Here is a 14,085-nt window from a genome sequence, read left to right as displayed (position 1 = left end):
AACGACTTCGCCGCGCCCTGCCCGGGCCTGGCGGTCAGATGTCGATGGTGAGGGGAGGATTGCCGGTTTCTTCTACCTCACCGAAAGCCAGCATTTGCTTGAAGATCAGCATGGCCCAGTCACTGACCAGCTGATCCATCAGGTTCACCGGCTCCGGCAGCGGCACCAGATTGTCCTGCGTGGACTTGATAGTGGGCTCGGTGGGGACAGCCATCCTGCGCTGGGCGAGCACACGATCGGCCAAGCCGATTGCGCCGCCTGTTTCATGGGGGCCGACGGCCATTGATGTTGCGTACGGGTCTATGGGATTCATTGCGTCTCCATTTGTGTGTCACCGAGTCGAGCGAAGCCGCGTACCTGTGCGGCGGAGTCCAGTGCATCCAGCACGCCGCTGCTGTACTGGCTGGCGAGCGCGTTGAGGCGGTCCTGCACGCCGGGCAACGCCCGGGCCAAGGCGAGTTCCACGTCCTCCAGCAGGCTGCCCTGCAGGTCCAGCTCCCATGCCAGCGGGCCCAATTCAAGCAGCGGGCGTTCGCGATCAGCCGGGCGGACATCAAGCGCCTGCAGGCGTGGGTGGTCTCGCAAGGCCTGCAACAAGGCCTCCTGCTCACGGGGCACGTGCAGCACCGCCTGCGTGTCGGCACCGGCCTGCGCCATGCGATGGGCGAACGCGGTGCAGATGGGCTCCACCACGACATCCGGTGCAGCATTCATCGACAGCAGGGCGGCCTGCACTTCATCGCGCACCGCTGCTGCCAGCACTACCTGCTGCTGCTGCATGCCGTCAATGACGTTCTGCAAGGCACCCAGCGCGTACAGCACGCCGTCGCGGTAGCCCTCGAACGCAGCGGTCGCACGCAGTTCACGCGCATCCAGCAGGGCCTGTTCACGTTCCTTGGCTATCTGCCGTCGAGCAAATGCCTGCACGCGGGCGAGATCGATGCCCTGCTGGACGCTGGATGCCTGTATGACATCGTCGACGGCGCGCGCCAGCAGGCTTTCAGGATAGGTCTGCAGCATGGTTCCAGGCACTCAGGAAACAGGTCATGTCAAAAGGGGGCGGAGCGTCCAGGACCGCTGCCGGCACAACCGGCAGGCCGGCGAACCACAGCGCGAGCCGGGCGTGCAGCCAGTCCGGCAGGTGCGCGCGCAGGCCGTGCTGCAGCTGCCCCCCCCCCCAGGCCAGCAACAGCTCAGGCGTAGGCGGAGCAGGCCAACAGGCGGATGTCTCCGGCCATCCCAGACGCAGGAAAGCATGCAGGGCCGGCGGCTGGCTGGGCAGCCAGCGTGCCCCCAGCACATGCCTGCGGTGGCGGGCGCAGGCGAGCAACCACGCCGTTGCCGGTACCCGCCGCCAGGCTCGGATCATCCTGTCCGCCAACGGGCCGGAGGCAGTGCGGGAAGGCGGCGAGGGCAGCCCGTGGGTCTGGCAGATCCATCGGTTCAAGGCACTGCGCTGGGCCGCCACGCGGGGCAGCTCCAGCGCCAACCAGGGCCGGTAGTAGCTGATCGGATCGTGCAGGATGCCCAGCCGGTCATGCATGGGAGGGGCCGTCCGCTGCCCTGCCCCTGCGCAGGATGCGGTCACGCATGCCGACAGCACGCGGGTCGCCCCGCCGCAGCAACCAAGCCGCCGCCACCACGATCAGTGCCAGCAGCAACAACGCCACGGCCAGCAGCATCCAGGTCGGGGTCGTTTCCTCGGCCGGGGTTACCGCCAGGCTGCGCGGCTCGGCTGCGGGCGTCAGCACGACCGATACGTTGTCATATGCGACATCGACGAAAGCGTTGCGTAGGAACCGCTTCGCGGTGACCAGCAGAACCGCCTGGTCGATATCGCGTGCATGTGCCAATACGGCCGCCACGTGCATGGCCGGTGGCTTGCGCTGCTGCAGGCTGCCCTCGGTGGGCCCGGCGTCGTAGCTCACATGTACGCGTGCGCTCTTCACGCCGAGCAGGGTGGTCAACGACTCTTCCAGCCGCTGCTCGATCGCCGACAATAGACGCGCCCGTTCGGCCAATGGCGTGCTGACCATCGTATCGGCAGGGAACAGCGTGGCAATCTGCATCCGGGGGGTGGAAGGCAGGCCCTTCAACTGCACCAGATCGATGGCCTCGGCCAGGTCTGCCGCACTCACACGGACCACGAAGCCGGCCTTGCCCTGCGGGCGTTTCTCAGCGGGAATATTATGGTGCAGCAGCGCAGCCATCACCTCGTTCGCCTGGCGCTCGTCCAGCGATTGCAGCAGTTCGGATCGTGCACAACCCGCCAGCAGCAGGCAAAGGGCAACCGCCGTCACACGACGCATGAGAAAGCAACTCATCGTTCAACTCTTCAGCAGCGTTTCAGCGGCCTTGGTCATATGGCTGGTAACCGCCGCGCCGAACGAGATCGTCTTGATGTACGCCTCTTGGCGCAGTTGCAGTGCGTAGATGCTGTCAGGGTCGCTGGCCACGGCGGGGTTGTTGGCCGCTGCGAGAATGCCGGCACGTTCCTGCCCGGCCCACACGTAAGCTTCGGCCAGTGCGGTATTGAAATGATCTGAAAGCGGAACGGGCACACCGTCGACCGGTTTGACGCCGAGTCCGGCGGCGGAAAGGGGGGCAATGCTGATCATGGAAAATCCTTGCGGCGAAAGTCGGCCCCTGCGGTGCAGGGGCCGATGAACTCAGGCCAGGTTGCGAATGACGGACTTGCTCTGGTCGGTCAGGCTTTTGGTCGAATTGGACTGCAGCATCCGGTACATGTTGTATTCGGAAAGCGCGCTCTGGTATTCGGCAAGCAGTTCGGGGCTGCTGGGCTTGGCGGCCAAAGCGTTGAATGCCTTATCGAGAAGGGCCTTCAGGTCATTGACGCCTTTGTTGAAGGATCGGGAGTGATTACTCATCCAGCCGTCCCACCTGCTGGCATCACCGCCCGCCTCCGGTGGATCGCCCCATCCGTAACTGGGTACCACGGGCTTGTTCATGTCGCTCATCGTTTATCTCCGTTGTGACAGCGTGTAATCAAGGCGCGGCATGACGATTAGCGGCGCCGGCGTAGTCCCAGCGCCCGCTGCCAACCGACAGCAGCTGGCCTGGGGAATAGCGATAGGACCGCCCCTGCAGCAGGTCGTCCCACAGCTGCGGCGCAACGCTTATGCGGCGCGTGCCCCAGCGTTGATGGAACATCCGCGCGGCACCCGCCATCGCGTTCAGCCCGGCATCGTCGAGGAACACGTCGTTGACCACGCTGACCCGTTGACCGCGGGGCTCCGTTCGCGTGCTGATACCCAGTACCGCCAGTTCCTGACGGGCCAGCGCCAGCAGTGCCTGGTCGCTGATGGTCGATACCTGCGGCTGCACCACATACGGCGCCTGGGCGGCAAGCAGCGTGGCGACCTGTGCGCTGCGGGCGGTTGTCATTTGGCCACTGAGCACCACCTCCGGTCGCGCCGGGTCATCCAGGCGGACCACCACCAGCTCCACGCCGGAGCTGACAAGGACCTGCTCCAACCGCAGCGCCTCCTGGCGACGCAGCAGGTGCACATCATTGCGGCGCTGCGCACGGCGACTGGCACGCTCACCCCAGGCACGCGCGGCGGGGCTGTCACTGAAAGCATAGAGACGGCCGTCGTGGCCCGCGGCGATCGCATAGTCCACGGGAGCAGACGCCAACACGGCGGCCAGTCCGCGCACGCGTGCTTCAGGTTGATGCTGCCAGTAGAACCATGCCGCCGTCGTGGCTACCGCCAGCAGTACCGTGATACCCAACAGCAGCGCGCCACGCCGCCGCATGGGCACCGGACGGGCGTTCGCTGGATCGACCGGATATTCAACCGGCAATGCAGGTGCTGCGAAGGTCTGTACATCGGCCGACCACTCCGCAGAAGCTTCGCGAACGGCGAAATGGATGCCACCGGCCTGCAGCGGGCGCTGCAGCGTCATCGGCCGCCAGGCCCAGGGCGTCTGATCGTTCGAACGCTCGCCCAGTTGAAGGCCGGGGTCGTCCGCAGTACATCTTATGGCGAAGGCGGCCGAAGGCAGGTCCGCCGGTATGAAATACGCCGCCTCGCTGTCACCCAGCAGCTGCTCGGCGCGGCCATTGGCCAGATCGTCCTGCGGGCCCACGTGGAACACCGTTTCACCCTCTGCTACGGCGTACTCGACGCCGTGCAACGTCCCGGCCAGGATTTTCAGAACATACGACATGGGATTCAACAGACAATGACGTGCCGTGGTTGGCTGACGGCTATTCTCTGCGCGGTTGCAGCAGATCGATATCAGAAGAACTGCAATTATTCGGCGCGGAGTTTCCTGAGCCACTGCGCCTCGTAACGCCTGACAGACCGCACATACGCTTGCGTTTCGGCAAAGGGTGGAATCTGGTTGCCATGGCGACGCACACTGCCCTCGCCCGCGTTGTAAGCGGCCAATGCCAGATCGATGTCGTGGTTGAAGTGGCGCAGCAGCCACGCCAGGTAGGCTGCCCCTCCGCGCAGGTTCTGAGCGGGATCAAATCGATCCTGCACGCCGAAACGCCGCGCGGTGCCTGGCATCAGCTGCATCAGGCCGGCAGCCCCGGCACGCGAGACGGCCGCTGGATTGAACGCGGACTCCTGCTGCACCACCGCCCGCAGCAGACTGGGGGCGACGCCGCTCTCCATCGCAGCGCGATCAATCAATTCGCTGACCGTGCTTTCAAGGCGCGGTGCCGATACCGGGCGATGCGGTGGCGACGGCGCATGGGGATCGAAGCGGTGCAGCCCCGCAGCGGGCGCTGCGGAAACGATCAACCTGCCGTCGGCGGACAGTCCTGCGTGGAAGCTGTGTGCCTGTGTAACCGTGCTGGCGCCGAGCATTACGCCCAGCGCCAGCAATGGCCTCATTCCACGCCGCATGTGGCCAGTGCAATAGCCGATTCAAGATCGGCCACTGTCTTGATCTGCGCCAGCATCGGCGCGGTGATGACCACGCCGAGTTGGCTTTCGATGCATACCAGCAGATCAGCCACTTCCAGCGAATCCATGCCAAGGTCTTCATGAAGCCGGTCGCTCGGGGCGATGCTCCGGGCGATGGAGGCAGGAATGACCAGGGAGATGAGCTGATTCAGATTCACTGCGACGTACTCGCGCTGCGCTCAGGGATGGGCGCGGGCTCGGGCAACCCGGGTTCCCCAAAGTGCTTGCGTAGGGCCTTCACGTCCCATTGCACCTTGACCCGACCGAGCGTCGTAGCGGTGCCTGCACCAGACGATGCCTGACCAGCCTCTTCCGCTGCTGGCGCAACGGCCAGCGGCACGGCTCCCGCAACGTTGTTGCGCGTGCTTTCGCCGAAGGCCAGGAAGGTCGAGTCCACTGTAGCGCCGGGCCTGATCGGTGCCTTCATGTATGGATTGATCGCAGCGAGGTGCTCGGTGTTCGTGCGGGTGTACTGCGTGATCGGGACATTGCCCTTTCGGTAATCATCAAAGTCGATTTGTGCGGAGAGGTCCTGTACAAATCTCGCTGCGGGTGCGAGGGTTCTCCGCAGTCCGAATCCTTCCACGTCACGGCGTTGCCGTACCTCTTCGAGCAGCCGGTTGAACATCTCCCTGTTCAGCCCCTCCGGAAGGCGCGGCATGTGGTCTCGAACCGCTGGCGGGTTGGGATTTCCAGGCGGCGGTGGCGGTGGCGGTGAAAAGGCCTGCTGGGCAGTGGCCTGCTCGACGTGCCTGTCCTCGTCTACTCTGTCAGCCACGGGGACACGGACGATCGCGCGTTGTTCAGTGTGCACGACCGGGCGTTCAACGGGCTGTTCCTCGCGGGATGCCAGCCGTTCGAAGGCGGGCTCGGATCGCAATGGCATCGTCGGCCACTCGATCTTCGCGTTTCCGAAGTTCTTGCCGCGGAAGCCGTTGTTGTTGCCGTTGTTGTTGCCGATGTTGCCGATATGGATAGGCGGCAGCACGCCCTGCAGTGCCTTGAGAATGCGCGCCACATCGGCTATCGGGTCTGCCGTGGGCCGCACGGCTGTGGGCGGAGCGGCATCGCGCTCGTTGGCCGGTGGACGGGCGGGCTTTTCCGCCGATTCGATCAAGTTGGGCAGCAGTTCGGCAACGTGCAGAAGCTCCTGGCCGGTAGCGGAGTCCAGTAGGCCCTTGTATGCCGAGAATCCCTGCACGTTCAGCAGCTCGGCCAGCCTGCCACGCAGTTCACCCGCGCAGACGCCCGGATTCTTGCGGGCCATCGTGTCCAGGATCGCCGGGGCCATGTCCTTGAGCAGGCGATCACGCACCTGCTGCGGCCCGATCTTGGCGATACTGTCCTTGATGCAGGCCTCCAGCGCCTTGCATTCCTCGTGCGAGCGGTGACCGAATGCCTTGTAGTTACCGGAGTAGTCACCTTCCGCTCGCTTGATGTAGCAACGAAGCGCCTCCTCCAGGGCTGCTACCACCTGCGCATGCTCGCGCACTTCCGGCATGGACAACAGACGACAGGCATCGATGATCGCCCGGCCGCCCGCGCTGCGCTCGCTGTCCAGTACGGCCCTGATGATGTCGGCCGACGTCTTCAGGTCACCCAGCACCGCGCGGGTATGCGTCTCACGTGGCGACAACGCAGTACGTACCTGCTCCGGGTCATAGAGATGGCTGACCTGCAGCGTGCCGCCTGCGATGGTACGGGCATCCGCCACGCGTGCATCCAGACCGCCCCACTCGTTGAGCAGCGGCGCCAGCGATGTGCCCACTGCCAGCACGTGGGCGGCACAGGGACCTGCAGGACGTGGTGCGTTGTCCAGCGGGTTGGAACGTGCGAGCGGCGCGCGGTAGGCCGCCCGGTTGATGTCGTCACCATCCGGGTCGAGGCGACCACTCCCGCTGCTGCTGATGCTGCTGAGCGAGGTATTGCTTGGCCACCTTGGCGGGCTCGGACAGTTACCTACATTTTCCGGTACGAAGGCCTTGGTTTTCGCCGATGGCTCCATGTGCAAGGATTGAAAGCGCGCTGACGTCGCCGGTGCTAACTGAGCTGTTGGCATGTTCTTCTCCTGTCATCCGCCAATGTTTCTGATGGCCGCCATGTTGCCCTCGTTCATCGTCTCGATACTGCTGCTGAGCACCTTCTGCAGGGTGTCCCACAGGCGCAGCAGCTGCTGGTACTTTTCCGGGAACGCGCGATTGAGCTGATTGAACGCTTCCAGCGCGCTTTCCTTGCTGGACATCAGCGTGCTGAGTTCGGTTGCCGACAGCTTGGTTTTCCCTTCGAAGACTTCCCTGAGGGATGTCACCAGAGCGGGATTCACACCCACCTGGTAGGTTGTCTCGACCCACGGAGGGGGGCCCAAGTGCCAGGTTTTCAGCGTGAGGACCGTCAGTCCATTAAGGCCGCCCAGCTCTTGCAGGAATGCCTTGGCTTCGTCTTCGGTTTTGAATACCGGGCCGAGGCCCTTGCTGGCCAGCGCGTTCTCGATCTCCGCCAGCGCCTGGACCAGAGCGTCAAAGTCCACCTCGACGTTGCCGTCTTTGTCCGGCTTCCCCAGTGCGCCGTCGGCAGACAACAGGAGCATGGCCTTGTTGATCCTGGCAAAGATCGCGACATACTCGGAGAGCGCATCGCCGAACTTCTTCACCCACTCCGTATCCAGCTGTCCCAGCAGCGCGGCGATCCTTTCGAAGAACTCGCGGTTGGATTCGCCTATCGCTGCATCTTCCTGCAGTGTGTCGCCCAGCAGGCCCGAAGCAAGGTCGCGCACCTGCGCGACGATCCGCGCGGCGTCGGGATCACCGGCGTCGGCAGCGTCCGGCAGCGCCGTGCTGACGAGGGCCTGCAGTATGCTGGCCTGTTGGTTTGCCAGCCACATTTCATCCTTGCGCAGTGCGTGCAGATACAGCGCCTGCTGATCGGCCACAGCGCCCGGCAGCGTGCCCGCCGCGCGCTGTCGCAGGTGCTGCAGGAGCGCCGAGCCGGCGGCATGGGACCGCAACGCAGGCAGATCCTCGTTATCCGTCTCTATGGGGGTCTGCTTGCCCACGGTGCCGAGGGCCGGCAAGCGCATGACAGGCGGATACACCGCGGGTGTCGAAGTTTCGATCATGATGATTTCCTTGCAGAAGGGCGCCACGCAGGGCGGCGCTTGTGATCAGGGGAGCAGGCGGCAGTGTCAGTGCTTCATGTTGCCGACCATGTGATCGGCCGTCTGTTTGTTGTCCTGGCCGCGATTTCCGTAAGCGCTGAACAGCGCGCGTTCGGCCTCGCTGGTCTTGCTCACTTCCTGCTGGGTGCGGCCGCCGACGTCCAACTCGATATCCTTGTTGACGCGATCCTTTTCGGCATCCACCGAATGCCCGGTCGATTCCAGATCCAGCGGCGAGCCGGCGACCGCGCCGGCGCCGTTGCTGGTCTGGACGACCGCATGGCTGGCATTGGTCATCACGCCCAGCTTGGTGGTATCGATGGCGTGAGCCGTGCTCTGGCCCGAGGCGATTTCCTGCAGACCCTGCGATTCCTGGCGCAGGGCAGCCAATTGCGCCGGCGTCGCTGACGAACCGGCCGGCGCCGTGTTCAAGTTCTCCGCCAGCGTTACATTGTGCTGGTCGGCCTTGATCTCGTTGTTCTGGGCGCCCACCTTGTTGGCGCGCAGGCTGGCCACGCCCTTGGCCGCCGCCACGCCACCCATCGCGACGCCGCCACCCGCCACCGCCGCACCCACCGCCAGCACGACGATTTTCGCGGTCTGCGTGGCCTTGGCACTTTTCACCATGCTTTGGCCCATCGCCTGCACCGATTGCGCGGCCAACTGGACCATGGCCACGGCCTGTTGGCGCTGGCCGACATTCATCTGCATCAGTATCTCGACCAGCAGCAGCACGTAGGCCATCCGGGTATCGAGCTCCATCCGCAGTGGCAGCTGTTCCGGCGGCACGGTGTGTGCGTCGTCCAACACCTCACGCAGGCCCGGCGCATCGGCCAGGACGTCGTTGACGAATTCCAGCGTTGCAGGTCCGACCTTCGCCGTACCCGCAGGCGCCGAATGCTGCGCCGCCATGGGTTGGGCCCGCTCGTCCTGCGCGCTCGCCAGCCCGACCAGGGCCTGCGCCTGTGCCATCACCGCGCGCATCGCGGCGGCGTCGGTCCGTTGCGCCGCGCCGCCCGCGGCTGCCAGCGCTGCTGCCATCCGGTGCAGCGTCACGAAGGCCTCTGCGGTGGCGCCAGGCACCATCGCCGGGTGTTGACCTGCCATCTGCGGCAACAGCGCGGAAAGCTGCGCCGCATCCAGCGCGGTGGCGCCGGGCGCGGTCAGTTCGGGCGAAACGCGCAGGCGCCTGCCCTGCGCACCTTTGCCCAGCGATTGGCTGAGCCGCTCTGCGGCACGCTGTGCCTGCGCCTGATCCAGGTCAGCGGGAGCATGCGCGCTGGGCAGTTCCTGCAGGGATCGCAGCAGCGTGCTGGGTGCGGTAGGAGAAATGCTGATAGTCATTGGAGTGATTCCTGTCTGTTGAAGCGCCGCCGAGAGACTCAGGCGCGGCTGCGGATATGGGCAACGATGCTCGTGGCGGTTTCAGCGCGGTCGTCGGCGACCTCTGTCATCCGCACCAGCAGGTCCAGCGCCGTACGGTGTTGCAGCGCGACGGCCTCGCCGAGCTTGCGCAGCATGTCCAGCAGTACTTCATTGCCGAACAGGCTTTCCTGGATCTGCGCGAGCAGCTTGGTGGCCTCCAGCATGATGCCGGCCACCACCAGCTGCCCGGCGTTCTGGGTGATCTGTCCGATGGCACCGGCGGCCTGCGCGACGAACTGCAGGATCCGGCTGCCCTGCTCAACCAGGCGCGCCGCCGTCAAACCGGAATCGGCCGCCGCCTTCGCCGCAACCACGGCGCCGGCCGCCGTGCGCCCTGCCGCGGCAATGTTGCCGGTCACCAGCATCACCGCCACGATGGCCACGATCACCACGACGGTGGCGGTGATCGCACCAATCTGTTTGGCTACGTCTTCGGGCACCCCAAAGGCGATCAGCGCCTTGGAGATCACGTTGCCGAGGCCTTCGATGGTCTTGCCGACGACCGAGAATCCGGTGGTCATCCCTACGATGCTGTCCACGGTGAGCATCATGCCCATCACCCCAGCGGCGACCAGCGCGACGTTGCCATGCAGCGCGCCGACCACGATGGCGCCGATGCTGGCGATCGCACCCACCGCCGCACCGATCCAGCCGAAGATCTTGCCGGCGCATCCGGTTTTCTTCTCTGCATCGCGCGCCCGCTGCACCTCTTCCTCGTGCTTGCGGATCTTCTCCAGCTCTATCTCACGGCGCATTTCGATCCACGTCATCGTGAACTCGGCCGTCGCCTTCATCCCCGAATCGGTCATCTCGGACATCAATCTGCTGAGCATTCCCATGATCAGCTGCAAGGTGCTGGTGGGGTCCAGCTTCTTCTGCCGTCCCGGGTCCACGCCCAGTGGCTGTCCGGCATTGAATGCGTCCGCCTTGGCCTGCTCTGCGTCCAGGTCGCCCAGTGCCTGGTCCAGCGCGCTGGCGGCCTCGATGAGATCGCGCCCGGCGGCCTCCAGGCGGCTCTGGGTCCGCTGCAGCGCAGCCTGTGCCAAGCCCAGCTCGGCCTGTTTGGCCGCATGGGCGGGATCATCCGGGTCCAGCGCCTCCAGCTCGGCGCGCAGCCGCAGGACTTCTTCCTTGGCCGCGTTCAAAGCGCCTTCCTGCGCCCCCACTTCGGCGGCCGCCGCATCGGCGAGGCCCTGGGCGGCCACGGCCGCGTCCAGCGCAGCCTGCAGTCTGGCCGCCAGCGCGCCGCCGTGCGCCACACGCGCGCTCAACTGGACGCGATGCATGTCCAGCCGCTGCCGCAGCGATTGCAGGCTGGCGTCGCCCAGGGTGGCCTGCAGCGTGCTCATCAGCAGGGTCATCGTCGCCTCGGGGCTCAGCCGCTGGGCACCATCGCCCACGGCACGATGCACGCGCGCCATGTCCGGTTGGCGCAGGGCCATCGGGTCATTGGGCTTGAACGTTTGGCCATCGGCCTGCGGCGAGGCGGATTCAAATGCAGCGAACAGGTCCGCCTCGATCCTGGCCAGTTGTGCCTCGGTGATCGGGACGCCGAACCCCTGAGCGGCGCGGAGGGTGCTTTCATGGCCGGTCGTGCGCAACACCAGCGGTGTGCGATGAGCCGGCATGGCAAGGAGCAGATCGCTCATGGGAGAATCCTTGTGCGGTTGGGCCCTGGTGGGGCGGGTCGGCGCCGCAGAAGCGCGGCAGCGGATGTCAGTGCGGCCAGTATCGCGAGCACCTGGCAGGGCAACTTTCAGTTTCCGTCCTTGCCCACCGGGTTCGCCCCATGCAGCCGCGGCCGATGCGTGATGGATGACAGAGGACGGCTCAGCCTTCCTGCCGCGGGGTCGCCCCGGCTTCAGGCGCTCCATCCGGCTGGCCTTTGACCGCCTGCAGATAGGCCTCGGCCCGACTGCCCAGCTCGCTTCCGGCCGCCCTGCCGGCAACCGCCTCGAAGCATTCGCGCGCCTTGCGCAGCCGACCCAGCGCAAGATGGCACTGGCCGACATGGAACATTGCGCGGTCGTCGGTCACGTCCAGTGCCTGGGCGACGGCGTACATGCCGATGGCTTTCTCATACTCGCGCTTGAGGTGCAGCACCGCGCCCATGCCCAATGCATAGTCCGCATTGTAGAAGTCGTACAGGCACAGGAAGCGGAAGAAGGCCTCGGCTTCCTCCAGCTGGCCGTTCTGGTAGTAGCGATGTGCGACCGCATACACCCCTTCCAGGGTATCCCGGCTGACGCCTTTGAGGTCGGACAGGGTAGCGCCTTCCCGCAGCCCCTCCAGGATCAACCGGGCTACCTCTCCATGGTCGTCGGCGGTCACGGGGGGCGGGTCGGATCGTCATCGATAGTCATGTGGTGCTCCAGTTGTGGGTTGGTTGAAGGAGTCAGTGCGGGGGCTCGGCAGGCGTTGCATCACCGTCCTCCGGCGGCTTGCCGGCGCGTTCCACGTCGCGCAGCCAGCGCACGACGGCCATGACCGCATCAATGTTGCGATCGTTGACGAAGCGGTAGCGCCGCGTACTGGAATAGATGGCCCGCGCCAGCTTGATGTCGCGCACCACCGGCACGCCGTGGGCTTCGGCCAGCGCAATGACCTTGCGCGCGCGCGCGCCGCGCTCGCGTACCGAAACGAAGGGCATCGGCATGTCATCGTCCATCAGGAAGATGCCGACCGCGATATGGGTCGGGTTGGCCAGCACCACCGTTGAACCGCGGGTGTCCGCCTGGACCTGCGCGGAGAGCTCGTCGCTGATCTGTTGGCGACGCTGTTTTACTTCCGGCTTTATTTCGTTTTCCTTGTGCTCGCGCTTGACTTCATGCTTTTCCATCTTCATTTCGCGGATGAAGAGCACGTGGTCCAGCCAGGCGGTAAACAGATAGACCGGCGCCAAGGCCACCAACAAGCCCAGGGCGAACCTCAACGCCACGTGCTGCCATAGCGCAGCGAGCTGCGCGTCGGTGGCGTGGATCTGACTGAACAGCTGCGGGCCCCACAGCGCGATGGCCCACCACGCGAACAACGCGCAGCACACGATGTAGAGCACGGTACGCAGCAGGTCCTTCACCACGCGCACGGAGAACAGGTTCTTGAACCCGTTGATCGGGTTCAGCTTGTTCAGATCGAAGCGGATCGCCTCGCTCGCGATCATTCCCCCGCTCATCCACAGCGAACACAGCACTACGCTGGCCACACACGCCAGGAACACCGGGGCCAGCGCCAGCAGAAGCGCCTTCAGCGCGCCCAGCGCTGCCGCCGCGGGGGTGATGGAGAAGCCACCGCGCACAATATCCATGTACAGATGCGCTACCGGCATCAGCGAGCCCAGCAGTACGATCGCCGGCAGCCCCGCCCACAGAACGGCAGCGGCCACCAGGTCGCGGCTGTTGAACGACTTCCCCTTCCGGGATTCCTTCTTCAGGCGCTGAGGGGTCGGTTTCTCGGTTTTCTCGCTGGCGCCGGAACTCATCCGCCCACTCCGGGAAGGAGGGCGCGCAGCACCGGATACTGCCGCCACAGCGCAGGCACTTGTTCGGTCATGGCCAGCATCAGGTAGACGACCATCGCCGCGAATGCCAGGACCGATTTCACCGCCAGCGACACCGAGAACGCGTTGAGCTGCTGGGCGAACCGGGACACCACGCCCAGCAGGATTTCCACCAGCAGCAACAGCAGCAGCACCGGGGCCGCCATGCGTATCGCCGAGGAAAGCACGATATCCACGAAGCTGTGGATACTGGACGACTCCGGCAGGAATCCCGTGCCCATCGGCAGCAGTGCGTAGCTGCCCTGGATGGCTTCCAGCAGCGGCACCAGCCCACCGGCCACGAGGAATACGACCGCACTCATCATCTGAAGCAGGTTGGCCATTTCCGTCGCTTCCACGCCCGTAAGCGGATCAAGCATCGCGCCGACGCCTGCGCCGCGCTGGGTATCGATCATCGAGCCGAGCGCGTGGAAGACGTGGTAGGGCAAGGCGAGCATCAGCCCCAGGACGGTGCCGGCCACGGCCTCGCGCAACGCCGCCATCGCCAGCGCCGTCATGTCCGCTGGCCGTTCCACGGTTTCGGTAACCGGCCACAGCCCGATCAGCACCACCAGGGACAGCACGACGCGCATCATGCGCGAATGAATCGCGCCGCTGGAGAGGTAAGGCAGCCAGGCAAAGCAGGCCAGCAATCGGGCCATGCCAAGCGTGGCAGGCACTGCGTACTCACCGAGCGATTCGATCAGCACAGTGTTCAGTGCGGTGAGGCCCATCTGCGCTATACGCCCAGCGCGCGGGTGAAGACCAGGATGCCGAAGTCGATCAACATGCGCGACATCCAGCCCAGCAGGACCAGCACGGTCAACACGACCGCCAGCATCTTCGCACCGAAGGGGAGGGTCTGCTCCTGCAGCTGGGTGACGGTCTGGAACAGGCCGATGAGCAGCCCGACCACGGTCGCCACGGCGACCGGCCCGGCCGACAGCAGCAGCACCAGCATCAGCGTCTTGTTACCGATGGTGATCAGTTCGTTCATCCGTGGCTGCCTGGGTGGCCGGCACGTGGCTGCT

General features: G+C 65.3%; 16 protein-coding genes and 1 pseudogene. All 17 read right to left on the bottom strand.

The annotated features are described in order from the left end of the window. Positions 1-34: 34 nt before the first annotated feature. Positions 35-313, bottom strand: coding sequence for a hypothetical protein (locus IFT63_RS15315; protein ID WP_192084986.1), 279 nt, complete (start codon positions 311-313; stop codon positions 35-37). Then, complete coding sequence (locus tag IFT63_RS15310) at positions 310-1,020, bottom strand: hypothetical protein (RefSeq protein ID WP_042612012.1); 711 nt, start codon at positions 1,018-1,020, stop codon at positions 310-312. The genes IFT63_RS15315 and IFT63_RS15310 overlap by 4 nt, the downstream gene beginning before the upstream one ends. Continuing rightward, entirely contained in the window at positions 1,001-1,543 is a 543-nt protein-coding gene (locus tag IFT63_RS15305; RefSeq protein WP_192084985.1) for a hypothetical protein, read from the bottom strand. The genes IFT63_RS15310 and IFT63_RS15305 overlap by 20 nt, the downstream gene beginning before the upstream one ends. Next, positions 1,536-2,309 carry a type III secretion inner membrane ring lipoprotein SctJ gene (gene sctJ / locus IFT63_RS15300; protein WP_192084984.1) on the bottom strand — a complete coding sequence of 258 codons (774 nt, stop codon included), beginning with the start codon at positions 2,307-2,309 and terminating at the stop codon, positions 1,536-1,538. Before sctJ ends, IFT63_RS15305 begins: the two co-directional genes overlap by 8 nt. 18 nt (positions 2,310-2,327) lie before the next feature. Further along, positions 2,328-2,618, bottom strand: a complete 291-nt coding sequence (locus IFT63_RS15295; RefSeq protein ID WP_042612015.1) for a hypothetical protein — start codon at positions 2,616-2,618, stop codon at positions 2,328-2,330. 51 nt (positions 2,619-2,669) lie between these two features. Then, entirely contained in the window at positions 2,670-2,978 is a 309-nt protein-coding gene (locus IFT63_RS15290; RefSeq protein WP_197974427.1) for an EscF/YscF/HrpA family type III secretion system needle major subunit, read from the bottom strand. Positions 2,979-3,006: 28 nt separating this feature from the next. Further along, on the bottom strand, positions 3,007-4,191 hold the full coding sequence (locus IFT63_RS15285) for a PrgH/EprH family type III secretion apparatus protein (protein WP_192084983.1): 1,185 nt from the start codon (positions 4,189-4,191) through the stop codon (positions 3,007-3,009). 86 nt (positions 4,192-4,277) lie between these two features. Continuing rightward, positions 4,278-4,652 (bottom strand): annotated as a pseudogene (locus IFT63_RS17610) (lytic transglycosylase domain-containing protein); the annotation flags it as partial. 212 nt (positions 4,653-4,864) lie between these two features. Beyond that, on the bottom strand, positions 4,865-5,098 hold the full coding sequence (locus tag IFT63_RS15275; RefSeq protein ID WP_192084982.1) for a phosphopantetheine-binding protein: 234 nt from the start codon (positions 5,096-5,098) through the stop codon (positions 4,865-4,867). Then, positions 5,095-6,999: a hypothetical protein gene (locus IFT63_RS15270; protein WP_152620512.1), complete on the bottom strand. Its 1,905-nt coding sequence runs from the start codon at positions 6,997-6,999 to the stop codon at positions 5,095-5,097. The genes IFT63_RS15275 and IFT63_RS15270 overlap by 4 nt, the downstream gene beginning before the upstream one ends. A gap of 12 nt (positions 7,000-7,011) precedes the next feature. Further along, on the bottom strand, positions 7,012-8,055 hold the full coding sequence (locus IFT63_RS15265) for a hypothetical protein (protein WP_152620513.1): 1,044 nt from the start codon (positions 8,053-8,055) through the stop codon (positions 7,012-7,014). A gap of 66 nt (positions 8,056-8,121) precedes the next feature. Then, a complete protein-coding gene (locus tag IFT63_RS15260; protein WP_192084981.1) occupies positions 8,122-9,438 on the bottom strand; it encodes a hypothetical protein in 1,317 nt (438 codons plus the stop codon). A gap of 38 nt (positions 9,439-9,476) precedes the next feature. Continuing rightward, a complete protein-coding gene (gene sctE, locus IFT63_RS15255; protein WP_042612021.1) occupies positions 9,477-11,168 on the bottom strand; it encodes a type III secretion system translocon subunit SctE in 1,692 nt (563 codons plus the stop codon). 181 nt (positions 11,169-11,349) lie between these two features. Then, on the bottom strand, positions 11,350-11,850 hold the full coding sequence (locus IFT63_RS15250) for a SycD/LcrH family type III secretion system chaperone (RefSeq protein WP_192084980.1): 501 nt from the start codon (positions 11,848-11,850) through the stop codon (positions 11,350-11,352). Positions 11,851-11,914: 64 nt separating this feature from the next. Further along, complete coding sequence (locus IFT63_RS15245; RefSeq protein WP_042612023.1) at positions 11,915-12,997, bottom strand: EscU/YscU/HrcU family type III secretion system export apparatus switch protein; 1,083 nt, start codon at positions 12,995-12,997, stop codon at positions 11,915-11,917. Then, positions 12,994-13,788 carry a type III secretion system export apparatus subunit SctT gene (sctT, locus tag IFT63_RS15240; protein ID WP_052811731.1) on the bottom strand — a complete coding sequence of 265 codons (795 nt, stop codon included), beginning with the start codon at positions 13,786-13,788 and terminating at the stop codon, positions 12,994-12,996. The genes IFT63_RS15245 and sctT overlap by 4 nt, the downstream gene beginning before the upstream one ends. 5 nt (positions 13,789-13,793) lie before the next feature. After that, positions 13,794-14,051: a type III secretion system export apparatus subunit SctS gene (gene sctS, locus IFT63_RS15235; protein ID WP_042612024.1), complete on the bottom strand. Its 258-nt coding sequence runs from the start codon at positions 14,049-14,051 to the stop codon at positions 13,794-13,796. Positions 14,052-14,085 lie beyond the last annotated feature (34 nt).

This window comes from Stenotrophomonas sp. CFBP 13724 (assembly GCF_014841975.1).
GTDB lineage: Bacteria > Pseudomonadota > Gammaproteobacteria > Xanthomonadales > Xanthomonadaceae > Stenotrophomonas > Stenotrophomonas lacuserhaii.
This window is presented reverse-complemented; position numbering and strand designations above follow the sequence as displayed.